Below are 24,951 nucleotides of genomic sequence, written 5' to 3'. Positions count from 1 at the left end.
GGATGAGGCCGGGGACACACACTCACCGCGAAGACCTCGCCAGACTTTCTCAAACCGTGGAGTGAGTGTGTGTCCCCAACCGGTCCCCAACCGCTAGCCTTGAGAGAGCCGCGCCCGCTCCTCCGGCGTGTTGGCGCCGCGCAGCCGCAGCCGCACCGCCTCGTCGCACGGCAGCGCCGCCAGCCCGGCCCGTTCGACCAGTCGCCGCAGCGGCCAGCCGGGCTCGGCGTCGGCGGGCAGCGCCGCCAACGCGACCACCATCGGAACCGGCAAGCCCTCGTAGACCGCCCCCGGCCCCGGCGCGGCCAGCAGCGGCGCCAGGTCGTCGGCGGTTACGGTCGGGGCGTCGACCGCCAGGACCAGGGCCCGGGCCAGGCCATGCGCCGCCAGGGCCCGCGCCCCGCCCAGCACCCCGGCCACCGGGCCGGCGCCGGGCGCGGGGTCCTCGACATGCTCCAGCCCGAAGGCGCGGCCCGCGGTCAGCACCCGCGTCGCGCCGACCGCCGTCGCCAGGGCCGCGACCCGGTCGACGGCCCGCTGGCCGTCCCAGTCGAGCGAGGCCTTGTCGGCCCCCATGCGGCGCGAGGCGCCGCCGGTCAGGATGATCGCGCCGAATGGGGTCATGGCCCCAGCCTAGAGCATTTTCAAACCGGCCGCCCGCGGACAAAACTCGAAAGGCGCGCCTGGGCCTAGCCTATTGATCGCGCTGTCAGTTGGCTCGCCTCGCCAAACACTTGCAGCCACCTTTCAAGTTGCGCCCGAACCGGTCTAGTGTCCGCCGCGATATAGGGACGGCCATCGATGAGTGAACGGAACGAGCGCCAACGGCGGCGCACCACCCAAAGCGCCACCATCCGCGACGTCGCCGCCCTGGCGGGCGTGTCGCCGATGACGGTGTCGCGGGTGATCAACCGCGAGACGACGGTCAAGTCCGAGACCAAGGCCCTGGTCGACGCGGCGATCCGCGACCTCAACTACGCCCCCAACCCGGCCGCCCGCAGCCTGGCCGGGTCGGCCCCGGCCCGCATCGGCCTGCTCTACGACAACCCCTCGACCGGCTATCTGTCGGAGTTCCTGGTCGGGGCGCTGGACGAGAGCAGCCGCACCGGCGCCCAGGTGGTGATCGAAAAGTGCGCCGAGCCGGAACTGGCCGGCGCCACCCTGACCCGGCTGCTGAAGACCGGGGTCGACGGCCTGATCCTGCCGCCGCCGCTGTGCGAGTCGCCGCAGGTCCTGGCCGAGGTCCGCGCCGCCGGGGCCGCCGCCGTGGCCGTGGCGCCGGGCATGGTCAGCGCCGACATGGCCACCATCCGCATCGACAACGAGGCCGCCGCCCGCGAGCTGACCGAGCACCTGCTGGCCCTGGGCCACACGCGCTTCGGCTTCATCAAGGGCCACCCCAACCAGACGGTCAGCCAGCAGCGACTGGACGGCTTCCTGACCGCGCTGAAGGCGGCCGGCGTGGCGCCGGAGACGGTGGCCATCGAGCAGGGCTATTTCACCTACCGCTCGGGCCTGGAGGCGGCCGAGCGGCTGCTGGCCGCCGACGATCGCCCCACCGCCATCTTCGCCTGCAACGACGACATGGCCGCCGCCACGGCCGGCGTCGCCCACCGCCTGGGCCTGGACGTGCCGGGCGACCTGTCGATCGTCGGCTTCGACGACACCTCGATCGCCGCCAACATCTGGCCGGCCCTGACCACCGTCCACCAGCCGATCGCCGCCATGGCCCGCGCCGCCGTCGACCTGGTGCTGGAAGAGATCCGCCGCAAGCGCGCCAAGACCGGCGAACCGCGCCAGCTGATGCACCCGCATACGCTGATCGTCCGGGATTCGACGGGGCCGGTTCCGGAGGGGTGAGAGGTTAGCCGCTTCCGCTGCTCCTCCCAATTTTCCCACTTAGCGCCGTCATCCCGGGCCTTGTGCCCGGGACCCCTTTTTCCGCCGCAGGTGCGGATGGGTGGCGCGCCGGCGCGCCAAAGCACTTCACGTGCGGGCTGAACGAGGGGTCCGGGCACAAGGCCCGGGATGACGGTGGTTATAGGTGGGTGTTGAAATGACGAAGGAAGCGCCCCCCTAATCCCGCTCCTCGATCCCGTCCACCCGGTCCGGATAGAACGCCACGTGGTCCTGGATCGCCGCCACCGACGGATAGGCCGCCTCGTAGGTCCACACCGCGTTGACCGAGCGTTCGCCGCCGGACGGCAGGCTGTAATAGCTGGCCTCGCCCTTGTAGGGGCAGTAGCTGGCGTGGTCGGTGCGTTGCAGCAACGCCATGTCGACGTCCTGGCGCGGGATGTACTGCACGGCCGGATAGCTGGCCTCGCGCAGGGTCAGGGCCTGGCGGGTGTCGGCCACCACCTGGCCGCCGAGCGTGACCACCACCCGCTTGGGGTTCGTCGCGATGGTGATGGGGTGGTCGGGTCCGGGGATCTTGATCGGGCGCTCGCTCATGATGTCATCCCTGACAAGGATTGGCCTGCTAAGGCTGGACTCAGCAGGTGGCCCCTGGCCCGCCGGTTCGCCAGGGCGGCCGGCGAGGATTTGGCCGCCGCCAGCACGGGGCTTGCGCCGACTGTTGTGTTAGCGCTAACAAGAGCATCAACATTCGACAGGCGCGGGCGGCGAACAAGACCGCGCCAGCCTGGGAGAGAGACGACCGGTGGCCCTCAGCGATTTCCTTCCCGACGACTGGCGTGACGCGACCCTGCTGGGCCGGGTCGATTTCGGCGACGGCCCGACGCCGGTGCTGGTGCGCGGCGGCCGGATCGAGGACGTCAGCCGGATCGCGCCGACCACGTCGGACCTAATGAACGCCTTCGCCCCGGGCGCGGCCATTCCGGCCGGCGCCGACCTGGGCCCGCTGGAGGCGCTGGACGTGCGCCCGGTGTGGGAAAACCCCGACGGCGCGGCCGCCAAGCTGCTGGCCCCCGTCGACCTGCAGGTGCTGAAGGCGGCCGGCGTCACCTTCGCCGTCTCGACCCTGGAGCGGGTGATCGAGGAGCGAGCGCGCGGCGACGCCGCCGAGGCCCTGAAGATCCGCGCCCAGCTGGCCGACAGCATGGGCGGCGACCTGCGCGGCGTGAACCCCGGCTCCGAGGGCGCGGCGCGCCTGAAGGAAACCCTGATCAAGGGCGGCCTGTGGTCGCAATATCTGGAAGTGGCCATCGGCCCCGACGCCGAGATCTTCACCAAGGGCCCCACCCTGTCGTCGATGGGCTGGGGCGACCAGGTCGGCGTGCGCAGCGACAGCCACTGGAACAACCCCGAGCCGGAGGTCGTGCTGCTGTGCGACGGGTCGGGCCGGATCCGCGGCGCCTCGCTGGGCAACGACGTCAACCTGCGCGACTTCGAGGGCCGCTCGGCCCTGCTGCTCAGCAAGGCCAAGGACAACAACGCCTCCTGCGCCATCGGCCCGTTCTTCCGGCTGTTCGACGACGGCTTCGGCCTGGACGACGTCCGCTCGGCCGAGGTCACCCTGAAGATCACCGGCCGCGACAATTTCGTGCTCGACGGCCACAGCAACATGAGCCTGATCAGCCGAGATCCCGCCGTCCTCGCGGGGCAGGCGTTCGGCAAGCAGCACCAGTACCCGGACGGCTTCGTGCTGTTCCTGGGCACGATGTTCGCCCCGATCCAGGACCGCGACACGGCCGGCCAGGGCTTCACCCACAAGGTCGGCGACCGGGTGCGCGTGGCCACGCCGAAGCTGGGCGTGCTGGAGAACGAGGTCACCACCTGCGACGTGGCCCCGCCCTGGACGTTCGGCGTCTCGGCCCTGATCCGCAACCTGGCCGGCCGCGGTCTGCTGTGACCCGTCTTGACCTGCCCCCTCCCGACGTTACCTCTCCCGAAGTGAAGCGTATGTCCTCAGCCATCTATCCCAGCCTCCAGGGCAAGCGCGTCGTCGTCACCGGCGGTGGCTCCGGCATCGGGGCCGGCATCGTCGCGGCCTTCGCGCGCCAGGGCGCCGAGGTGATCTTCCTCGACGTGGTCGACGCGGATTCCGAGGCCCTGGCCGCCAAGCTGTCGGACTCGCCCATCGCGCCCACCTACATGCGCTGCGACCTGACCGATCTGGAGGCGATGGCCGAGACCTTCGCGCGGATCGGACCGATCGACGTGCTGGTCAACAACGCCGGCAACGACGACCGCCATGGCCTGGCCGAGATCACCCCGGCCTATTGGGACCAGCGCATGGCGGTGAACCTGCGCCACATGCTGTTCGCCACCCAGGCCGTGGCCCCGGGCATGAAGGCGCGCGGCGGCGGGGCGGTCATCAATTTCGGCTCGATCTCCTGGCACCTGGGCCTGCCCGACCTGGTGCTGTACGAGACCGCCAAGGCCGGCATCGAGGGCATGACCCGGGCCCTGGCCCGCGAGCTGGGCCCCGACGACATCCGCGTCACCTGCGTGGTGCCCGGCAACGTCAAGACCAAGCGCCAGGAGAAGTGGTACACGCCCGAGGGCGAGGCCGAGATCGTGGCGGCCCAGGCCCTGAAGGGCCGGCTGGTCCCCGACCACGTCGCCTCGCTGGTGCTGTTCCTGGCCTCGGACGACGCGGCCCTGTGCACGGGGCACGAATACTGGATCGACGCCGGCTGGCGCTGAGCCGCGGCGAAGAGCCCCCTCAGTCGCTCCGCGACAGCTCCCCCAGAGGGGGAGCAGCTCGCACGGCGTAGATCCTCCCCCTCTGGGGGAGGTGGCCCAGAGGGCCGGAGGGGGTATACCGCGATGGATAGTGAAGGATATCGCGAATGCCCGAACCCATCTGCGTCTGGGACCTGAAGGCCACCCTCGGCGAGGGCCCGATCTGGATAGCCGCCGAACAGGCCCTGTGGTTCGTGGACATCAAGAGCCACAAGGTCCACCGCTTCCACCCCGAGAGCGGCGAGACGAAGAGCTTCGACGCGCCCGACCAGGTGACGTTCCTGGCCCCCCGCGCCGGCGGCGGCTTCGTGGCCGGCCTCAAGAGCGGCCTGCACCACTTCCATCCCGAGACGGGTTTCGCCTATCTGGGCGAGATCGAGCCGGCGGACCTGAACAACCGCCCCAACGACGCCACGGTCGACGCCGAGGGCCGCCTGTGGTTCGGCACCATGCACGACGGCGAGGAAACCCCGACGGGCGCGCTCTACCGCCTGGGCGCCGACGGCCAGCCGGTCCAGCAGGACCAGGGCGTCTGCATCACCAACGGCCCGTGCGTCAGCCCGGACGGCAAGACCTTCTACCACACCGACACCCTGGAAAAGGTGATCTGGGCCTATGACCTGGGCGCGGACGGCGAGCTCTCCAACAAGCGCCAATTCTTCCGCCTCGAGATCGACGACGCCTGGCCCGATGGCTCGGTGGTCGACGCCGAGGGCTATGTCTGGGCGGCCCTGTGGGGCGGCCATGGCGCGATCCGCATCTCGCCGGCCGGCGAACTGGTCGACCGCGTCACCCTGCCGGCCATCAATGTCACCAAGCCGTGCTTCGGCGGCCCCGACCTGAAGACCCTCTATTTCACCACGGCCCGCAAGGGCCTCGGCGACGAGCAGCTGGCCGCCTATCCGCTGTGCGGCGGCGTCTTCGCCCTGCCCGTCGCCGTCGCCGGCCAGCCCCAATATGAGGTGCGTCTTGACCTCCCCTAACAGAACGCCCCGCCGGTTCCGCTCGCGCGACTGGTTCGACAATCCCGACCACATCGACATGACCGCCCTCTATCTGGAGCGGTTCATGAACTACGGGATCACCCCGGAGGAACTGCGCAGCGGCAAGCCGATCATCGGCATCGCCCAGACCGGCAGCGACATCTCGCCGTGCAACCGCATCCACCTGGACCTGGTGACCCGGATCCGCGACGGCATCCGCGACGCCGGCGGCATCCCGATGGAGTTCCCGGTCCACCCGATCTTCGAGAACTGCCGGCGCCCGACCGCGGCCCTGGACCGCAACCTGTCGTATCTGGGCCTGGTCGAGACCCTGCACGGCTATCCGATCGACGCCGTGGTGCTGACCACCGGCTGCGACAAGACCACCCCGGCCGGGATCATGGCCGCCACCACCGTCAACATCCCGGCCATCGTGCTGTCGGGCGGGCCGATGCTGGACGGCTGGCACGACGGCGAGCTGGTCGGCTCGGGCACGGTGATCTGGCGCTCGCGGCGCAAGCTGGCGGCGGGCGAGATCACCGAGGAGGAGTTCATCCAGCGCGCCTCCGACAGCGCGCCCTCGGCCGGCCACTGCAACACCATGGGCACCGCCTCGACCATGAACGCCGTGGCCGAGGCCCTGGGCCTGTCGCTGACCGGCTGCGCGGCGATCCCCGCCCCCTATCGCGAGCGCGGCCAGATGGCCTATCGCACCGGCCAGCGGATCGTCGACCTGGCCTATGAGGACATCAAGCCCAAGGACATCCTGACCAAGCAGGCCTTCGAGAACGCCATCGCCCTGGTGGCGGCGGCCGGCGGCTCGACCAACGCCCAGCCGCACATCGTCGCCATGGCCCGCCACGCCGGCCTGGACGTCACCGCCGACGACTGGCGCGCGGCCTACGACATCCCGCTGATCCTCAACATGCAGCCGGCCGGCAAGTATCTGGGCGAGCGCTTCCACCGGGCCGGCGGCGCGCCGGCCGTGCTGTGGGAGCTGCTGCAGGCCGGACGCCTGCACGGCGACGCCATGACCGTCACCGGCAAGACCATGGCGGAGAACCTGGAAGGCCGCGAGACCCGCGACCGCGAGGTGGTGTTCCCCTATGCGGCGCCGATGAGCGAGCGGGCCGGGTTCCTGGTGCTGAAGGGCAACCTGTTCGACTTCGCGATCATGAAGACCAGCGTCATCAGCCAGGAGTTCCGCGACCGCTACCTGTCGGAGCCCGGCCAGGAAGGCGCGTTCGAGGCCCGGGCCGTGGTGTTCGACGGCTCCGGCGACTACCACGCCCGCATCAACGACCCGTCGCTGGGCATCGACGAACGCACCATCCTGGTGATCCGCGGGGCCGGCCCGATCGGCTGGCCCGGCTCGGCCGAGGTGGTCAACATGCAGCCGCCGGACGCCCTGCTGAAGAAGGGGATCATGAGCCTGCCGACCCTGGGCGACGGCCGCCAGTCGGGCACCGCCGACAGCCCCTCGATCCTCAACGCCTCGCCCGAGAGCGCGGTCGGCGGCGGGCTGTCGTGGCTGCGCACCGGCGACGTGATCCGCATCGACCTCAACACCGGCCGCTGCGACGCGCTGGTGGACGAGGCGACGATCGCCGCGCGCAAGCTGGAAGGCCTGCCCCCCGTGCCGGAGACCATGACCCCCTGGCAGGAGATCTATCGCGCCCACACCGGCCAGCTGGAAACCGGCGGGGTGCTGGAGTTCGCGGTCAAGTATCAGGACCTGGCGGCCAAGCTGCCGCGGCATAACCACTAGCGCTCTTCCCTCTCCCCTTGCGGGAGAGGGTGGCCTCCGCAGGAGGTCGGGTGAGGGGTCGAAGGACAGCAACGCCGCGACCAGCCGAAGGGCCGGTCGCGGCGTTGGCTTTTGAGAGACCCCTCATCCGTCAGCCTACGGCTGACACCTTCTCCCGCAAGGGGAGAAGGATGCGGAAGCGCCTACCCCCCTACGTTTCCGCCCCCGAAGTCGAACTGTTCCGGCCGGGGCTTGCCGCCGCCGAGCGCGTAGGTGAAGCCGAAGAACGCGGCCCGCACCTTGGCCGTCCGCTTGGCGCGCTCGCGCAGGAGCGGGGTGTCGATGACGGCCACGTCGCGGAACGAGTCGGCCACGTCGTTGACGGTGACCACGACGTTCAGCCGGTCGGTGACCTTGCGGCGGTAGCCGAGATTGACCAGCGAGATCGGCTCGCGGTGGCCCTGCGGCGTCAGCCGCTTGCCCGAGGTGAAGCCGTTGAGCTGGAAGAAGTCCTTCGGCGTGGCCTGCCAGCTGAGGTTGGCGCGGCCTGACAGGGTGGTCCCCGAGCGCTTGCCGACGAAGCCCAGGTTGCCCGCGTCGATCTGGTTCCAGAAGGCGTTGGCGCTGAGGTTGTAGGACAGCTTGGGCGTCAGCTTGCCGTTGGTCACCAGCTCCAGCCCGCCGTTGCGGCTCTTGCCCAGGTTCTCGCGCGTGGTCAGCAGGACGCCGCCGCCCCAGTCCTCGACCACGTCGGTGACGACGTCGGCGCTGTCGCGGAAATAGGCGGTGGCCAGGTACGAGGTCGGGCCCTTGCGGTACTGCCAACCCAGCTCGTAGGCGTCGGTCACCTGCGGCTTCAGGTCGGGATTGCCGGCCCGCAGGTTGTACTGGTCGATATAGACCAGGTTCGGATTGAGGTCCTGGACCTGCGGGCGCTGCACCCGACGGCTGTAGTTGGCCGTCAGGGTCTGGGTGTCGCTCAGGGCGTAGCCCAGATGCAGGGTCGGATAGGCCCGGAAATAGTCGTTCCGGTGCGGCGTTCCCGTCTGCGTGAGGACAAGGCCGCCGCCGGCGTTGTAGCGGGTCCAGACGGGGTTGGTGGTGATGTTCACCTGCTCCAGGCGCAAGCCGGCCTGGGCGGTGAAGTCGCCGAACGGGCGCTCGTAGGTGACGTAGCCGGCATAGACGTCCTGGTCGTAGACGAACAGCCCCGCCGAGCTGGCCGTATCGGACAGCAGGCCCGAGCGCGTGTCGTAGTCGGTGCTGGAGCGCTCCAGATCCAGGCCGGTCTTGAGCTTGGCCTCCCCGAGAGGACGGCTGTAGTCGACCTTGAGGTTCGTGCGATCCTGGTCGGCGCCGAAGAACGAATGCTCGTCGCGCCGGCCGCCGCCGGGCTCCGAGACGACCAGGGCGTCGACGCCGCGCTTGAAGTCGGTGACCTCGTATTCCAGGTGGGCGGTCAGTTCGTGTTCGGCGCCCTTGAACTGGTGGCGCCAGTCGGCGCTGACGGCGCCGTTGTCGCGGTCCATCTTCGCGGTCGAGGCGCGCCGGTGGCTGGGGCCCTGGATTCCCGGGGGGAAGCCAAACTCCTCGTAAAGCTCGTCGCCGCCGATGTCGTAGTCCATGCCGCGATAGCGGACCTCGCCGCTGATGCGGTCGGTCTTGGTCAGGTCGTAGTCGATCCCGCCGCGCAGGTTCACCGCGCCGCCCTCGTTCTCGAACCGCGAGTCCTGGCGGACCTGACTGCCGCCGATGCTGGGCGAGACGCTCGCGCGCTCGTCCAGCAGGCGCATCGCCTGGCGGTCGAAGCGGTAGCTCGCCTCGCCCGAGACCGTGGCCTTGCCCTTGACGAGGTTGCCGGTGACGCCGGTGTTGTAGCGGCCGTCCGGCCCGACGTTCAGCTTCACCGAGCCGGTCGCGCCCGGCTTGTGGGTCTTCTTGGTGATCAGGTTGATGATCCCGGCCGAGCCGTCGGGGCGATAGGCGGCCGAGGGATTGGTCATCACCTCGACCCGGTCGATCTGGTCGGCCGGCATCTGCTGCAGGGCGTCGCCCCGGCCCTCGCCGGCGAACATGCCCGACGGCTTGCCGTCGATCAGGATGGTGACGTTGGGATCGCCGCGCAGGCTGACATTGCCCTGCACGTCGACCTCGACCGAGGGGATGTTGCGCAGAGCGTCGCTGATCGAGCCGGTCTTGGCCATCAGGTCGTTGCCGACGCTGTAGCTGCGGCGGTCGATCGAGGTGCGCAGGGCGTTGGCGTCGCTGGTCACCGTCACCGATTCGACGGCGGTGGCGGACTCGCCCGGCTTGGGCGCCGGCTTGGCGACAGGCGCCTCGGCGAGCGCCAAGGTCGACGGCAGGAGCACCGCGGCGGCGGCGAGCAGAGAAACTTTCAGACGCAAGGACGGTCCCCGGAACACAGGCCGGCGACCGCCCCCCGACGGTGCGGTTCCGGCCGGCGAGCGTAAAGCGCGGCCGGACACCGGGAGCAAATGTCTTTTCGGCAATGTTTGTCGCCGGAGCCGGTTGCGGGCGCGGCGCGACATGACACTATCGCCGCGCGTCGGCCGATCGGCAGCGCGCCAAGCCACTACTTGCGTGCTGATACCGGTAACACTAAGGTCGCCGCCAACCAGAGGTCCGACAAGGACCGCCTAGGGATGAAACCGGCCTTCGGGCCCATCGGGGAAGACACCAGTGGCATCAGTCTCCAGCGCCGGCCCGAGCCCCGGCATGAGCGCCGACGGGGCGAAGGTCAACATGGCCTTCATCGCCGCGATCGTCGCCGTCGCCACCATCGGCGGCTTCATGTTCGGCTACGACAGCGGCGTCATCAACGGCACGCAGGAAGGCCTGGAAAGCGCCTTCAAGCTCAGCAAGCTGGGCACCGGCCTCAATGTCGGGGCCATCCTGATCGGCTGCGCGTTCGGCGCGTTCGGCGCGGCCCGCCTGGCCGACGTCATCGGCCGCCGCACGGTGATGATGATCGCCGCCGCCCTGTTCATCGTCAGCGCGATCGGCAGCGGCATGTCGTCGTCGTCGGTCGAGTTCATCATCTTCCGCCTGATCGGCGGCCTGGGCGTCGGCGCGGCCAGCGTGCTGTGCCCGGTCTATATCTCCGAGGTCACGCCGGCCAACATCCGCGGCCGGCTGTCGTCGGTGCAGCAGATCATGATCATCACCGGCCTGACCGGGGCGTTCGTGGCCAACTACGTCCTGGCCCACACCGCCGGCAGCTCGACCGCCCCGTTCTGGATGGGCTATCCGGCCTGGCGCTGGATGTTCTGGATGCAGACCATCCCGGCCGGCATCTTCCTGCTGGCCCTGCTCGGCATCCCGGAAAGCCCGCGCTACCTGGTGGCCAAGGGCAAGGAAGACCAGGCCGAGGCCGTTCTGGCCCGCCTGTTCGGGGCCGCCGTCGCCCCCCGCAAGGTCGAGGAAATCCGCGACTCGCTGGCCGCCGACCACCACAAGCCGAAGATGAGCGACCTGATCGACAAGGCCACCAACAAGATCCGGCCGATCGTCTGGACCGGCATCGGCCTGGCGGTGTTCCAGCAGCTGGTCGGCATCAACATCGTCTTCTACTACGGCGCGGTGCTGTGGCAGTCGGTCGGCTTCTCGGAAGACGACGCGCTGAAGATCAACATCCTGTCGGGGTCGCTGTCGATCCTGGCCTGCCTGGCCGCCATCGCCCTGATCGACCGCATCGGCCGCAAGCCGCTGCTGCTGATCGGCTCGGCCGGCATGGCCGTGACCCTGGGGATCGTCGCCGTCTGCTTCTCGACCGGCAGCCTGACGGGCGGCTCGCTGCACCTGTCCGACCAGGTCGGGCTGGTGGCCCTGATCGCGGCCAACGCCTATGTGGTGTTCTTCAACCTCAGCTGGGGCCCGGTGATGTGGGTGATGCTGGGCGAGATGTTCCCCAACCAGATCCGCGGCTCGGGCCTGGCCGTCGCCGGCTTCGCCCAGTGGATCGCCAACTTCGGCATCTCGGTCAGCTTCCCGGCCATGGCCGCGGGCCTGGGTCTGCCGATCACCTACGGCTTCTACGGCGCCGCCGCGCTGATCTCGTTCTTCTTCGTCCAGAAGATGGTCCGCGAGACCCGCGGGCAGGAACTGGAAGACATGGTGGGCTGATACGGTTGCAAGGCTGGGGACAGGCGCATGCGCCTGTCCCCGACAGTCGCCAGAAAAACGAACGCCCGGGGAGCTTGGCTTCCCGGGCGTTTTTCTTTGCGTCCTATTCCGGCTTCTCCGGAGCCGCCGGGGCCGTCGCCAGCGGCGGGCCGCTGAACTCGGTTTCGATCGCCACGTCGACCTCGTCGCTGACGCCCATGGTCGAGCCGGCGGCCGGCACGCCGAAGCCGATGCCGAACTCCGAGCGCTTGAACACCCCGTGGGCCGAGAAGCCGATGCGGGCGTGCGGATCCATCGGATGGCCGGCATAGCCGCCGTTGAACGCAGCCTCCAGCGTCACCGGCCTGGTCACCCCGTGCAGGGTGAAGTCGCCGGTGATCCTGGCGGTGTTGGCGCCGGTAACCTCGACCTTGGTCGAGCGGAAGGTGATGGCCGGATACTTGGCCGCGTCCAGCCATTGCGGTCCGGTCAGCTCGGTCTTGAAGCCGGCCGGCGGGGCGGGCAGTTCCAGCGAGCGCGGGTCGATGGTGGCCTCGATGCTCGAGGCGGCGGGGTTGGCCGGGTCGAACTTCAGGCTGGCGTCGAAGTCGGCGAACCGGGCGGTGTAGTGCGAGAAGCCCAGGTGGTTGACCTTGAACACCAGGCTGGCGTGGGCCTTGTCCAGCTTGTAGTCGCCGGCCGGAACCTGCGGCGTCGCGGGCGCGGCGGGCGCGGCGGCGACGGGCGCGGCCGGAGCCTCGGTCTTCTTGGCGGCCGGCGGCGAGCAGGCGGCGAGCGCCGACAGGGCCCCGGCCAGCATCAGCGCAGCGGCGTAGGCGGAACGCGGGCGAGAGTTCGAACGGATCATGGCGTCATCCCTGCATGGTTGTTGGGCCGATATTGACCAACCGCGCGCCAGAGGTCGAGCCGCGGCCTGGTTTCGATGCAGAGGACGTGGGAGCGCGGCCGGTTCCGACATCGGCGAGCGATTTTTCTTGAACCTCGCGCTCCGCGTGGTTCGAATAGGACCGATCGCCCCGCGCGCGTTGCCCTAGCGGAACGATCCACCCCCTTGGCGGTTTACGAGTCAGTCCCGCTCCCGGCCTGCGTCTTGGAAACAGCAATTGCGCGAAACGGACCTGGCCCTAGCCCAGCAATTGCCGGATCGCGCCGTCCAGGACGCGCGCCAGCGCCTCGCGGTCCGTGTCGGGGTGGTTGACCGCCCGCATCATCATGCCGTCGAACAGCATCCCCACCACCTCGCAGCGGGCCTCGAACTCGGCGTCGCTCCATTCGGGCTTGCGGCTGCGGGCCATCATGGTGGTGGCGAAGGCCCGCTCCTGCTCGTCGGCGGCGCGGACGATGGTGGCGACCTTGGGATTGCGGGCGGCCTCGGCCAGCACCTCCATCACCAGGGCGGCGCGGCCGGGATCGAAGCACTTGTCGACGGCCTCGGGCAACTGCTCGGTGATGGCGTCGAGCAAGGTGCCCGGCCGGCTCTCCATCTCGGCGAACTTCTCGCGCATCTCGGCCAGATCCTGGGCGACGATGGCGGCGATCATCGCCTCCTTGTTCTCGAAATACCGGTAGATCTGGCCGACGCTCAGGCCGGCGGCCTTGGCGATCTCGGCCATGCTGGCCCCATGGAAACCCGCCTGGCGCACGCAGTCGCACGCCGCGTCCAGAATCTGCTGTCGCCGCGACTCCGGCGTCGGCCGGTTCGCCGTGTGAGCCTCATCCACCATCTAAAGCTACGCGTCCCAATTAAATTTCCGTCACGTCAAGCTGGACGGAACCCCCGAGGTTGACTTGCGACACCTCGGCGCCTATGTCCAGCCCGATTGAGAATGAACGTTCATTCTCATGTTGGTTACCACCAGGGCGTCGTCAAGGCTTAGGGCCTGCGACGCCCTGTCGCTCTTGGGGTTATGCATGTCCTTCGACCGTTCTCGCGCCGTCCTTTCGGCAACCGCCCTGGCGGCCATCGCGCTCACCCTGGCGGCCTGCGGCCAAGGCCAGGGCGCGGCCGGCGGCATGGGCCAAGGCGGCCCCACCCCGGTCGGGGTGATCGTCGCCAAGACCGAGTCGGTCACCCTGACCTCGGAACTGCCCGGCCGCACCTCGGCCCACCTGGTCTCCGAAGTGCGCCCGCAGGTCGGCGGCATCGTCAAGGCCCGCCTGTTCCAGGAAGGCGCCTACGTGCGCGCCGGCCAGGCGCTGTACCAGATCGATCCGGCCACCTATCAGGCCGCCTATAACAGCGCCGCCGCCGGCCTCGCCCAGGCCCAGGCCACCGCCACCGCCGCCCGGCTGAAGGCCGAGCGCTACAAGGGCCTGGTCGAGATCAACGCCGTCAGCAAGCAGGACAACGACGACGCCCAGGCCGCCGCCCTGACCGCCAACGCCAACGTCGCCGCCCAGAAGGCCGCCGTCGACAGCGCCCGCATCAACCTGGGCTACACCCGCGTGCTGGCCCCGATCTCGGGCCGCATCGGCAAGAGCTCGGTGACCCCCGGCGCCCTGGTCACCGCCAGCCAGGCCACCGCCCTGGCCACGGTGCAGGACCTCTCGAAGATCTATGTCGACCTGACCCAGTCCTCGACCGAGATGCTGAAGCTGCAGCGCGACCTGGCCACCGGCCAGCTGGGCCGCTCGGGCTCGGCCCAGGTGACCCTGAAGCTGGAAGACGGCTCGACCTACCCTGTCCCCGGCCGCCTGGAGTTCTCGGACGTCACGGTCGACCCGACCACCGGCTCGGTCGGCCTGCGCGCCACCTTCGACAACCCGAACGGCGTGCTGCTGCCGGGCATGTACGTCCGCGCCGTGCTGGGCAAGGGCGTCGCCAACGGCGGCATGCTGATCCCGCAACCGGCCGTCAGCCGCGACCCCAAGGGCGCGGCGACGGTCATGGTGGTGGGCGCCAAGGGGGCGGCTGAACCGCGGGTCATCACCACCAGCCAGACGATCGGCGACAAGTGGCTGGTGACCTCGGGCCTGAAGCCCGGCGACCAGGTCATCGTCGAAGGCCTGCAGAAGGTCCGTCCCGGCGCGCCCGTCAAGGCCGCCGTCATCACCGCTACCGCTCAACGCTAAGGCCGGTCCGCCATGCTTTCCCGTTTCTTCATCGACCGGCCCATCTTCGCGTGGGTCATAGCCATCGTGATCATGCTGGCGGGGGCCCTGGCCATCCGCACGCTGCCGATCGCCCAGTATCCCGACATCGCCCTGCCCCAGGTCTCGGTCAGCGCCTTCTATCCCGGCGCCTCGGCCAAGACCGTCGAGGACAGCGTCACCCAGGTCATCGAACAGAAGATGAAGGGCCTGGACGGCCTGGAATACATGTCGTCGACCAGCGACAGCAGCGGGGCGGCCACCACCACCCTGACTTTCAAGGCCGGCACCAACATCGACATCGCCCAGGTGCAGGTCCAGAACAAGCTGCAGACCGCCACGGCCCTGCTGCCGCAGGAAGTGCAGCAGCAAGGCCTGACGGTCGCCAAGTCGGCCCGTAACTTCATGATGGTGGTCGGCCTCTATTCCGAGGACCACGCCACCACCGGCACCGACCTGGCCGACTACATCGCCAGCAACCTGCAGGACCCGCTGAGCCGCGTCGACGGCGTGGGCGACGTCCAGCTGTTCGGCGCCCAGTACGCCATGCGCATCTGGCTGGATCCGACCAAGCTGACCAGCTACAGCCTGACCCCCAACGACGTGATCGCGGCCATCAAGGCCCAGAACGCCCAGGTCTCGGCCGGCCAGCTGGGCGGCGCGCCCAACCTGCCGGGCACCGCCCTGAACGCCACGATCACCGCCCAGTCGCGCCTGACCACCCCGGCCGAGTTCGAGGCCATCATCGTCCGCAACAGCCCCGGCGGGGCCATCGTCCACCTGCGCGACGTCGCCCGCGTCGAGCTGGGCGCGGAAAGCTACGGCTCGGTCGCCAAGTTCAACGGCCAGCCGGCCGCCGGCCTGGCCATCAAGCTGGCCCCCGGCGCCAACGCGCTGGACACCGCCGCCGCCGTCAAGGCGCGGATGGCCGAGCTCGAGAAGACCTTCCCGGCCAACTACAAGTACGTCATCCCCTACGACTCCACGCCGTTCGTGAAGCTGTCGATCGAGGAAGTGGTCAAGACCCTGATCGAGGCCGTGGTCCTGGTCTTCATCGTGATGTTCCTGTTCCTGCAGAACTGGCGCGCCACCCTGATCCCGACCATCGCCGTGCCGGTCGTCCTGCTGGGCACCTTCGGGGTGCTGGCGGCCTTCGGCTACTCGATCAACACCCTGACCATGTTCGGCCTGGTGCTGGCCATCGGCCTGCTGGTCGACGACGCCATCGTCGTGGTCGAGAACGTCGAACGGGTGATGAGCGAAGAGGGGCTGTCGCCCATCGAGGCCACCCGCAAGTCGATGAACGAGATCACCGGCGCCCTGATCGGCATCGCGCTGGTGCTGGCCGCGGTGTTCGTGCCCATGGCCTTCTTCGGCGGGTCGCAGGGCGTGATCTACCGGCAGTTCTCGATCACCATCGTCTCGGCCATGGCCCTGTCGGTGCTGGTCGCCCTGATCCTGACCCCGGCCCTGTGCGCCACCCTGCTCAAGCCGGTCACCCATGGCCAGGGCCATGTCCTCAGGACGGATCACCAGGGCCCGCTGGGCGCCGTGGTGAACCTCGGCAACCGCTTCTTCAACTGGTTCAACCGCAACTTCAGCGACGTCAGCCTGCGCTACCAGGGCACCGTGCGCGGCATCCTGGGCAAGACCGGCCGCTGGATGCTGGCCTATGGCGTGGTCATCCTGGTGATGGGCTTCCTGTTCATCCGCCTGCCCACCGCCTTCCTGCCGGAAGAGGACCAGGGGATCATGATCACCCTCGTCCAGCTGCCGCCGGGCGCCACCGAGGAGCGCACCCTGGGCGTGCTCGACCAGGTGCGCACCCACTTCCTGGAGGGCGAGAAGGAAGCCGTGAAGTCGGTGTTCACCGTCTCGGGCTTCAGCTTCAGCGGCGCCGGCCAGAACGCCGGCCTGGCCTTCGTCCGCCTCAAGGACTTCGACGAGCGCAAGGCCGCCAACCTGAAGGCCGCGGCCGTCGCCGGCCGGGCCATGGGCGCCTTCATGCAGATCCGCGACGCCATGGTCTTCGCCGTGGTGCCGCCGGCGGTGCCGGAACTGGGGACCTCCTCGGGCTTCGACTTCCAGCTGCAGGACATCGGCGGCGTCGGCCACGAAACCCTGACCAACGCCCGCAACCAGGTGCTGGGCATGGCCGCCCAGGACCCGAACCTGGTCGGCGTGCGCCCCAACGGCCAGGACGACACCCCGCAGCTGAAGATCGACATCGACCAGGCCAAGGCCGGGGCGATGGGCCTGACCACGGCCGACATCAACGCCGCGCTCAGCGCCGCGTGGGGCGGCTCCTACGTCAACGACTTCATCGACCGCGGCCGGATCAAGAAGGTCTATGTCCAGGCCGACGCGCCCTACCGCATGCGTCCCGAGGACCTGGACAACTGGTACGTCCGCACCAGCAACGGGACGATGGCGCCGTTCAGTTCGTTCGCCACCACCCACTGGATCTACGGCTCGCCGCGTCTCGAGCGCTATAACGGCCTGTCGTCGATGAACATCCAGGGGGCTCCGGCCCCGGGCAAGAGCTCGGGCGACGCCATCAAGTCGATGGAGGCCATCGCCGCCAAGCTGCCGGCCGGCATCGGCTTCGAATGGACCGGCCTGTCGGCCCAGGAACTGGAATCGGGCAACCAGGCCCCGGCCCTGTACGCCATCTCGATCCTGGTGGTGTTCCTGCTGCTGGCGGCCCTGTACGAGAGCTGGGCGATCCCGCTGTCGGTGATCATGGTCATCCCGCTGGGCATCGTCGGCGCCCTGCTGGCCACTACCCTGCGCGGCCTCAGCAACGACATCTACTTCCAGGTGGGCATGCTGACGACCATGGGCCTGGCGTCCAAGAACGCCATCCTGATCGTGGAGTTCGCCAAGGACATCTACGAGCGGACCGGAAACCTGGTCGAAGCCACCCTGGAGGCCGTCCGCATCCGTCTGCGGCCGATCATCATGACCTCGCTGGCCTTCGTCTTCGGCGTGCTGCCCTTGGCGATCTCCAACGGGGCCGGCTCCGGCAGCCAGCACGCCATCGGCACCGGCGTGATCGGCGGCATGATCTCGGCCACCGTGCTGGCGATCTTCTTCGTCCCGCTGTTCTTCGTGGTGGTCGAACGGATCTTCAAACCCAAGCCGCGTCACCAGGACGAGGCGCCCGCTATCCCGGCCGAGGGCCACTGAGATGCTGCTACGTAACCTGACCCTCACCCTGCTGGCGGCCACGGCGCTCAGCGCCTGCACCCTGGCCCCGAAGACCGTGCGTCCCGCCCTGGCGGTGGACAACGCCTGGCCGATTGCTTCCACCAATACCGGGTCGGCGGTCTCCGCCGCCGACCTGGGCTGGCGCGAGGTGTTCGAGGACCCGCGCCTGCAAGGCGTGATCGACCTGTCGCTGAACAACAACCGCGACCTGCGGGTGGCGGTGCTGAACATCGAGAAGGCCCGCGCCCAGTACCGCGTCCAGCGCGCGGCGCTCGTGCCGGGCGTCGACGCCACGGCGACGGGGACCAAGGGCCGGAACTCCTCGGCCCAGACCCAGCCGGGCGTTTCCCGCGACGTCGAGTCCTACACCGCCGGCGTCGGCGTCACGGCCTATGAGCTGGACATCTTCGGCCGCGTGCGCAGCCTCAAGGACGCCGCCTTGCAGAGCTACCTGTCCACTCGCGAGACCAGCCGCGCGGTGCAGATCAGCCTGATCGCCGAAACCGCCAACGCCTGGCTGAACCTGGCCGCCGACCAGGACCTGCTGGCCCTGTCGCGGGAGACCCTGGAGACCCGCGAGGAGTCGATGGTGCTGATCCGCCGCCGCTTCGAGGCCGGCGCGGTCTCGCAGCTGGAAGTGCGCGACGGCGAGACCCTGGTCGAGACCGCCCGCTCCGACGTGGCCACCTACATCGCCCAGGTCGAGCAGGACAAGAACGCCCTGCGGCTGGTGGTCGGGACCAACGTCCCCGCCGACCTGCTGCCGGCCGGCGGCCTGGTCACCGCCCAGATCCTGGCCGACCTGCCGGCCGGCCTGCCCTCGGACGTCCTGACCCGTCGTCCCGACGTGCTGGCCGCCGAGCACGGCCTGGCCGGGGCCAACGCCAATATCGGCGCGGCCCGCGCGGCGTTCTTCCCGAGCATCAGCCTGACGGCGGCGACGGGCGTGGCCAGCGGCGAGTTGAGCAACCTGTTCGACAGCGGCAATGGCACCTGGAGCTTCGCGCCGCGCATCAGCCTGCCGATCTTCGCCGGCGGGGCCAATGTCGCCAATCTCGACAGCGCCAAGGCCAGCCGCGATATCGCCGTGGCCACCTACGAGAAGACCGTGCAGACCGCCTTCCGCGAGGTGGCCGACGCCCTGGCCGTGCAGGCCACCATCCAGGACCGCGTCGCCTCGCAGGAGCGCCTCGTCGCCGCCGCCAACGACACGGTCCGCCTGTCGCGGGCTCGCTACGGCGCCGGCATCGACAGCTCGCTGAACCTGCTGGACTCCCAGCGCACGCTCTACGCCTCGCAAAAGGGCCTGATCGGCACCCGCCTGGTGCGGGCCACCAACCTGGCCACCCTCTACAAGGCCCTCGGCGGCGGCGCCCCCGCCGCGCCGGCCAGCTAGGGCGGCGATGAAGATCCCCCGTCCCTAGCGGGGGCCGCTAGCGGCGTCATCCCCCCCCGACGCCGCCAAGCCGGAAGGGGCGCATCCCCCCATGCGCCCCTTCCAACCTTGCCCAACCTTCACCAAGCCCCCAACGTTCGTCATCCCCCGACTTGTTCGGGGGACCCAAGCCGCGTTGGCCAGTTCTTGTTCTGATGTTCAGCTTGGGTCCCCCGCATAAAGCGGGGGATGACGGACGTAGGTGGGCGTAAAGAACGCCGCCCTACCTCACCCGCCGCCACTCCGAGATCGGGACCGAACCATCCGGCCGCGGCACGGGCACCTGGTAGCTGAGCCCGTCATCGGTCAGGGCGTACTTCCGACGCTGCTCGGTCCCCTCCCAGTTGGGATACGACGCGCCCTCGATCCGGAAGACCAGCACATGGGCCGCCGGGTCGACGGCGACGGTTCCGTAGTGGGTGGACGAGCCCATCACCGCGCTGGCGAACTCCTCCGGCGTGGACGTCGCCTTGTCGCCCGAGGCGACGCGCAGGCGCTCGTCGTTGAAGATCTGCAGGCTGTAGCGGCCCTGGGCGTCGATGATCAGCCGTCCCTTCGGATGCTGACCATAGTCGCGCGAGCGCGAGCCGTCCGGCGCGAGGCGGTCGGCCGCCGTCAGGGTCCAGGTCCCGGCCAGCGAGGGCTCGGCCGCCGTCGCGGCCGTGGCCAGCAGGGCTGTCGCCAGCGCCAGGCCCGCGCCCAGGCGGCGCCCGTGGATCAACTTCATGTCGCTCTCCAGTATGTAACCTATTTATCAGGTTAGCTTGCCGATCCTTCGCGAAACACCGTAACCTGTCAATCCGGTTCGGAGTGAGGCATGACGGCGAAGGCGGAGATCCGCGACGGCTTCAAGTTTCGCGGCGGCAGTCCGGCCCTGGACCTGGCGGCGACGGTCGTCGGCCGGCTGGGCGCCGCGCCGCGCGACCTGCTGGCCACGCCCGCCGACCTCGACCGCTGGCTGGTGGCGGCGCAGCTGGCCGAGGCCGCGCCGGGCTCGACCGAGGGCAACCTGGTCCAGGCCCGGTCGCTGCGCGAGGCGCTCTATCGCCTGGCCCTGTCGCGGGCGCAGGGCGTGGCCCTGCCCGACGCCGACCGCGAACTGATCAACGGCTACGCCGCCCTGCCCGCCGCCCCGCTGCAGCTGGACGCCGAAGGCCGCGCCCGGCTGTCCGGCGACGTCCGCGGCCTGCTGGCGGAACTGGCCCGCGAGGGCGTGTCGCTGCTGGGCGGCGATTTTTCGGACCGCATCCGCCAGTGCGAGGGCCCGCCCTGCGCAGTGCTGTTCGTCGACACCTCGCGCAAGGGCGACCGCCGCTGGTGCTCGATGAGCGCCTGCGGGAACAAGGCCAAGGTGGCGGGATATCGGAAGCGGGAGAAGGGCGGCTGAGGCGTTAGGGGGTCTGGGCAGTTGGCTGATCCAGGCGCTGCGAGCGCTCCCTCAACTCAAAAGCTCCGTCATCCCCCGCTTTATGCGGGGGACCCAAGCAGCGCTGGACAGAGCGTCGGACTCTGCTTGGGTCCCCCGAACAAGTCGGGGGATGACGAATGGGAGTGGGCCACCTACAGCCCCAACCGCCTCACAGCGGCAGCTGCACCGTGCTCTTCACCTCTTCCAGCACCGCGTAGGTCCGCGTCTCGCGCACGCCCGGCATCTTCACCAGGATATCGCCGAGGAAGCCGCGATAGGCCTCCATGTCGCGCACCCGGGCCTTGATCAGGTAGTCGAAGCCGCCGGCCACCATGTGGCACTCCAGGATCTCGGGCGCGCGGCGCACCGCGGCGGCGAAGTCCTCGAACACCTCGCCGGTGGTGCGGTCCAGCACCACCTCGACGAAGATCAGCAGGGCGCGGTCGACCTTGGCCGGGTCGAGCAGGGCCGCGTAGCCGGTGATGAACCCCCGCTCGCGCAGCCGTCGCACGCGGTCGAAGGTGGCGGCCGGCGACAGGTTGCAGCGCTTGGCCAGCTCGGCGTTGGTGATGCGGCCGTCGGCCTGCAGCACCCGCAAAAGTCGGCGATCAGTGTCATCCAAAGTGGACATGGCTTTTACCCAGTTTTGCCGAAGATACTTCGGAAAATAACTGTCACAAACAAAGCACATTCGCCCATGGCAGCGCTATACCTTCGATCGTCCTAGCCAGCCCGGCCCGCCACCTCCCCCCTCGGCGTTCCCCGGGCAGCCTGGACCCGCCCCGCGCAAGCGGCGGCATCGCGACGCGCTTCTCCCCCGTAGAGCGTCGCGCGAGAGCGGAAGGGACACGCGACCTCCCCCCGTATCGTGTCCCTTCCCACCGCTCTCCTTCCCGCCCATTCTGCATCCCGGCCACGCGTCGCGACGTCCTGTCGCGCGCCCAGGAGCGCCCCGTGGAGCGAACAGCGTCCGTCGGCGATTTTGCCGAAGATCGTACTGCCCGATCCCCAAACAAACGAAGCACCTTCGAACAAGGCGGCGATATAGCGACGATATACCAATAGCGAGGCGACCATGACCGATTGGGACTCCCTGGACGACGGCAAGTATCGCGACGAGGCGGCGGTGATCGCCGACCTGCTGGCCGCCCAGCCCCTGAGTTCGGAAGACCGCGCCGCCGTGCGCGCCGAGGCCGAAGCCCTGGTGCGCGGCGCCCGCCGCAGCGTCCGCAAGCAGGGCGTGGTCGAAAGCTTCCTGCAGGAGTTCAGCCTGGGCACCCGCGAGGGCCTAGCCCTGATGTGCCTGGCCGAGGCCCTGCTGCGCACCCCCGACGACGACACCCGCGACAAGCTGATCGCCGAGAAGATCGGCTCGGCCGACTGGGCCAGCCACCTGGGCGGCTCCGACAGCCTGTTCGTCAACGCCTCGACCTGGGGCCTGATGCTGACCGGCAAGATCGTCGAGCCCGACGACCAGGCGCAGAAGGACCTGCCCGGCTTCATCAAGAAGATCGCCGGCCGCCTGGGCGAGCCGGTGATCCGCGCCGCCGTCGGCCAGGCCATCCGCATCATGGGCGAGCAGTTCGTCCTTGGACGGACGATCGAGGCGGCCATCAAGCGCGCCGCCGGCGACGGCGACATCTGCAGCTTCGACATGCTGGGCGAAGGCGCCCGCACCGCCGCCGACGCCGCCCGCTACGAGAAGGCCTATGCCGACGCCATCGAAACGGTCGGCAAGCTGTCGGGCAAGGCCGGCCCAGAAGCCGGCCACGGCGTGTCGGTCAAGCTGTCGGCCCTGACGCCGCGCTATGAGGCGACGCAGGAAGCCCGCGTCTGGGACGAGCTCTATCCGCGCATCCTGCGCCTGGCCCTGATCGCGGCCAAGTACGACATCAACTTCACCATCGACGCCGAAGAGGCGGACAGACTTGCGCTGTCGCTGAAGCTGCTGGACCGGCTGTGCCGCGAGCCCGGCCTCGGCGAATGGACCGGCCTGGGCCTGGCCGTCCAGGCCTACCAGAAGCGCTGCCCCGAGGTGATCGCCCGGCTGACGGCCCTGTCGAAGGAAACCGGCCGCCGCCTGATGGTCCGCCTGGTCAAGGGCGCCTATTGGGACAGCGAAGTGAAGCGCGCCCAGGTGGCCGGCCGGCCCGACTATCCGGTCTACACGACCAAGCCCGCCACCGACCTGTCGTACCTGGTCTGCGCCAAGGCCCTGGTGGCCGCCGCGCCGCACCTCTACGCCCAGTTCGCCACCCACAACGCCCACACCCTGGCCGCCGTGGTGCGCATGGCCAAGAACGCCGGCGTCAAGATCGAGCACCAGCGCCTGCACGGCATGGGCGAGGCGCTCTACAAGGCCGCCGACGACCTCTATGACGGCGTCACCCTGCGGGCCTACGCCCCGGTGGGCGGCCACGAGGACCTGCTGCCCTACCTGGTCCGCCGCCTGCTGGAGAACGGCGCCAACACATCGTTCGTCCACGCCCTGCTCGACGAGCGGGTGCCGGTCGAGAAGGTGGTGGTCGATCCGATCACCGCGGTCGAGGCCCACCCCGACCGCCACGCCAAGATCCCGGTCCCGACCGGCATCTACGGCCCGCGCCGCCGCAACAGCGCCGGCGTCGATCTCTCGGTCAAGGCCGCGCGCGACCGCCTGGCCGCCCATGTCGCCGAACTGGACAAGCTGACCCTGTCGGCCGGTCCGCTGGTCGGCGGCAAGCTGACGGCCGGCGCGCCGCCCCTGCCCGTCGTCAGCCCCGCCGATCCGCAGCGCGTGGTGGGCGTGGTCTCCGAGGCCCAGCCGCCGCAGATCGACCAGGCCTTCAAGCTGGCCCGCGCCGCCCAGCCGGCCTGGGACCAGGCCGGCGGCCCCGTGCGCGCCGGCGTCTTGCGCGCCATGGGCGACGCCCTGGAAGCCAATCTCGAGCGCCTGTGCGCCGTCCTGTCGCGCGAGGCCGGCAAGACCCTGCCCGACGCGGTGGCCGAAGTGCGCGAGGCCGTCGACTTCTGCCGCTACTACGCCAAGCTGGCCGAGGAACAGTTCGACCTGGCCGGCGAGGTCCTGACCGGGCCGGTCGGCGAGACCAACAGCCTGCGCCTGGCCGGGCGCGGGGTGTTCGTCTGCATCAGCCCGTGGAACTTCCCGCTGGCCATCTTCACCGGCCAGATCGCCGCCGCCCTGGCGTCCGGCAACGCCGTGCTGGCCAAGCCGGCCGAGCAGACCCCGCTGATCGCCATGGAGGCCGTGAAGCTGTACCACGCCGCCGGCCTGGACCACCGCCTGCTGGCCCTGCTGCCGGGGCGCGGCGAGACGGTCGGCGCGGCCCTGACCGCCCACGAGGGCCTGGACGGCGTGGCCTTCACCGGCGGCACCGACACCGCCTGGCGGATCAACCAGACGCTGGCCCAAAGGCAGGGCCCGATCGTCCCGTTCATCGCCGAGACCGGCGGCCTGAACGGCATGTTCGTCGACACCACCGCCCAGCGCGAACAGGTGATCGACGACGTCATCCTGTCGGCCTTCGGCTCGGCCGGCCAGCGCTGCTCGGCCCTGCGCCTGCTGTTCCTGCCGGAAGACACCGCCGACGGCGTGATCGACGGCCTGAAGGGCGCGATGGACGCCCTGGTGATCGGCGACCCGGCCCTGGCCGTCACCGACGTCGGCCCGGTGATCGACGCCGACGCCAAGGACGCGCTGGACAAGCACCTGGTCCGCCTGGGCCAGGAGGCCAAGATCCTGCACGTCCTGCAGGCCCCGGAGGCTGGCACGTTCTTCGCCCCGGTGCTGGCCGAGATCCCGGCCGCCGACTTCCTGGAGCGCGAGGTGTTCGGCCCCGTGCTGCACGTGGTGCGCTACCGGCCCGAGGACCTGGAACTGGTGGCCGGCGCCCTGGCGGCCCGCCGCTACGGCCTGACCCTGGGCGTTCATTCGCGGATCGAGAGCTTCGCGGCCGACGTCCAGCGCCTGGTCCCGGCCGGCAACTGTTACGTCAACCGCTCGATGACCGGCGCCGTGGTCGGCGTCCAGCCGTTCGGCGGCGAGGGCCTGTCGGGCACCGGCCCCAAGGCCGGCGGCCCCCACGCCCTGCTGCGCTACGCGGTCGAGCGGGCGCTGAGCGTCAACATCACGGCCCAGGGCGGCGATCCGGCGCTGCTGAATCTCTGACCCCGACGCCGCCGGCAACAACCGTTCTTCCCTCCCCTTCATGGGGAGGGGGGACCAGCGAAGCTGGTGGGTGGGGCTTCACCGCCGCACCAAGCTCTCTGCACCGATCCCCCCCCC

At 69.8% G+C, this 24,951-nt stretch carries 18 protein-coding genes; 11 read left to right on the top strand and 7 right to left on the bottom strand.

The genetic code is table 11. From position 1 onward, the window contains the following. Nucleotides 1–93: 93 nt before the first annotated feature. Nucleotides 94–624, bottom strand: coding sequence for a molybdenum cofactor guanylyltransferase (locus PMI01_RS17190; protein WP_007671685.1), 531 nt, complete (start codon nt 622–624; stop codon nt 94–96). Between the two features lie 177 nt (nt 625–801). Between PMI01_RS17190 and PMI01_RS17185 the strand changes: the two genes are divergently transcribed. Beyond that, a complete protein-coding gene (locus tag PMI01_RS17185; RefSeq protein ID WP_007671684.1) occupies nt 802–1,860 on the top strand; it encodes a LacI family DNA-binding transcriptional regulator in 1,059 nt (352 codons plus the stop codon). Nucleotides 1,861–2,076: 216 nt separating this feature from the next. On the opposite strand, the gene PMI01_RS17180 is transcribed toward PMI01_RS17185, so the two are convergent. Then, on the bottom strand, nt 2,077–2,454 hold the full coding sequence (locus PMI01_RS17180; RefSeq protein WP_007671682.1) for a DUF427 domain-containing protein: 378 nt from the start codon (nt 2,452–2,454) through the stop codon (nt 2,077–2,079). A 208-nt stretch (nt 2,455–2,662) separates the two neighbouring features. Between PMI01_RS17180 and PMI01_RS17175 the strand changes: the two genes are divergently transcribed. From PMI01_RS17175 to xylD, 4 genes are all read left to right on the top strand, one after another. Further along, nucleotides 2,663–3,814 carry a fumarylacetoacetate hydrolase family protein gene (locus tag PMI01_RS17175; RefSeq protein WP_007671680.1) on the top strand — a complete coding sequence of 384 codons (1,152 nt, stop codon included), beginning with the start codon at nt 2,663–2,665 and terminating at the stop codon, nt 3,812–3,814. Between the two features lie 50 nt (nt 3,815–3,864). Beyond that, entirely contained in the window at nt 3,865–4,611 is a 747-nt protein-coding gene (xylB, locus tag PMI01_RS17170) for a D-xylose 1-dehydrogenase (RefSeq protein ID WP_007671678.1), read from the top strand. Between the two features lie 146 nt (nt 4,612–4,757). Then, on the top strand, nt 4,758–5,633 hold the full coding sequence (locus tag PMI01_RS17165; RefSeq protein WP_007671676.1) for a D-xylonolactone lactonase: 876 nt from the start codon (nt 4,758–4,760) through the stop codon (nt 5,631–5,633). After that, a complete protein-coding gene (gene xylD / locus PMI01_RS17160; protein ID WP_007671674.1) occupies nt 5,620–7,401 on the top strand; it encodes a xylonate dehydratase XylD in 1,782 nt (593 codons plus the stop codon). Before PMI01_RS17165 ends, xylD begins: the two co-directional genes overlap by 14 nt. Before the next feature lie 182 nt (nt 7,402–7,583). Here xylD and PMI01_RS17155 read toward each other — a convergent pair whose 3' ends face one another. After that, nucleotides 7,584–9,785, bottom strand: coding sequence for an outer membrane beta-barrel family protein (locus PMI01_RS17155; RefSeq protein WP_007671672.1), 2,202 nt, complete (start codon nt 9,783–9,785; stop codon nt 7,584–7,586). A gap of 295 nt (nt 9,786–10,080) precedes the next feature. On the opposite strand from PMI01_RS17155, the gene PMI01_RS17150 reads away from it, so the two are divergent. Beyond that, a complete protein-coding gene (locus PMI01_RS17150) occupies nt 10,081–11,523 on the top strand; it encodes a sugar porter family MFS transporter (RefSeq protein ID WP_035036853.1) in 1,443 nt (480 codons plus the stop codon). A gap of 103 nt (nt 11,524–11,626) precedes the next feature. Here the strand turns inward: PMI01_RS17150 and PMI01_RS17145 are convergent, their stop codons facing one another. Next, the gene (locus PMI01_RS17145) at nt 11,627–12,370 is read right to left on the bottom strand and encodes a YceI family protein (RefSeq protein WP_007671667.1); all 744 of its coding nucleotides are present in this window, start codon (nt 12,368–12,370) and stop codon (nt 11,627–11,629) included. A gap of 277 nt (nt 12,371–12,647) precedes the next feature. Next, entirely contained in the window at nt 12,648–13,247 is a 600-nt protein-coding gene (locus PMI01_RS17140) for a TetR/AcrR family transcriptional regulator (protein ID WP_007671665.1), read from the bottom strand. 187 nt (nt 13,248–13,434) lie between these two features. On the opposite strand from PMI01_RS17140, the gene PMI01_RS17135 reads away from it, so the two are divergent. Genes PMI01_RS17135 through PMI01_RS17125 form a run of 3 tightly spaced genes read left to right on the top strand, consistent with a single transcriptional unit; the run spans nt 13,435 to nt 19,219 of the window. Further along, nucleotides 13,435–14,595, top strand: coding sequence for an efflux RND transporter periplasmic adaptor subunit (locus PMI01_RS17135; RefSeq protein WP_007671663.1), 1,161 nt, complete (start codon nt 13,435–13,437; stop codon nt 14,593–14,595). A 12-nt stretch (nt 14,596–14,607) separates the two neighbouring features. Next, nucleotides 14,608–17,802, top strand: a complete 3,195-nt coding sequence (locus PMI01_RS17130; protein WP_007671661.1) for an efflux RND transporter permease subunit — start codon at nt 14,608–14,610, stop codon at nt 17,800–17,802. Nucleotide 17,803: 1 nt separating this feature from the next. Beyond that, entirely contained in the window at nt 17,804–19,219 is a 1,416-nt protein-coding gene (locus PMI01_RS17125) for an efflux transporter outer membrane subunit (RefSeq protein ID WP_007671660.1), read from the top strand. 262 nt (nt 19,220–19,481) lie between these two features. Here PMI01_RS17125 and PMI01_RS17120 read toward each other — a convergent pair whose 3' ends face one another. Further along, nucleotides 19,482–19,985, bottom strand: coding sequence for a lipocalin-like domain-containing protein (locus PMI01_RS17120; protein ID WP_007671659.1), 504 nt, complete (start codon nt 19,983–19,985; stop codon nt 19,482–19,484). A gap of 90 nt (nt 19,986–20,075) precedes the next feature. On the opposite strand from PMI01_RS17120, the gene PMI01_RS17115 reads away from it, so the two are divergent. Beyond that, a complete protein-coding gene (locus PMI01_RS17115) occupies nt 20,076–20,645 on the top strand; it encodes a CGNR zinc finger domain-containing protein (RefSeq protein ID WP_007671658.1) in 570 nt (189 codons plus the stop codon). Between the two features lie 190 nt (nt 20,646–20,835). On the opposite strand, the gene PMI01_RS17110 is transcribed toward PMI01_RS17115, so the two are convergent. Next, on the bottom strand, nt 20,836–21,357 hold the full coding sequence (locus tag PMI01_RS17110; RefSeq protein ID WP_193352454.1) for an Lrp/AsnC ligand binding domain-containing protein: 522 nt from the start codon (nt 21,355–21,357) through the stop codon (nt 20,836–20,838). Nucleotides 21,358–21,741: 384 nt separating this feature from the next. On the opposite strand from PMI01_RS17110, the gene putA reads away from it, so the two are divergent. Then, nucleotides 21,742–24,834 (top strand): bifunctional proline dehydrogenase/L-glutamate gamma-semialdehyde dehydrogenase PutA, encoded by a 3,093-nt coding sequence (putA, locus tag PMI01_RS17105; RefSeq protein WP_007671654.1) that lies wholly within the window; start codon nt 21,742–21,744, stop codon nt 24,832–24,834. Nucleotides 24,835–24,951: the final 117 nt, after the last annotated feature.

Origin of the sequence: Caulobacter sp. AP07, assembly GCF_000281955.1 — a bacterium.
Lineage (GTDB): Bacteria > Pseudomonadota > Alphaproteobacteria > Caulobacterales > Caulobacteraceae > Caulobacter.
Note: the sequence above shows the minus strand (reverse complement) of the source record. Positions and strands in the feature narration are given on the sequence as shown.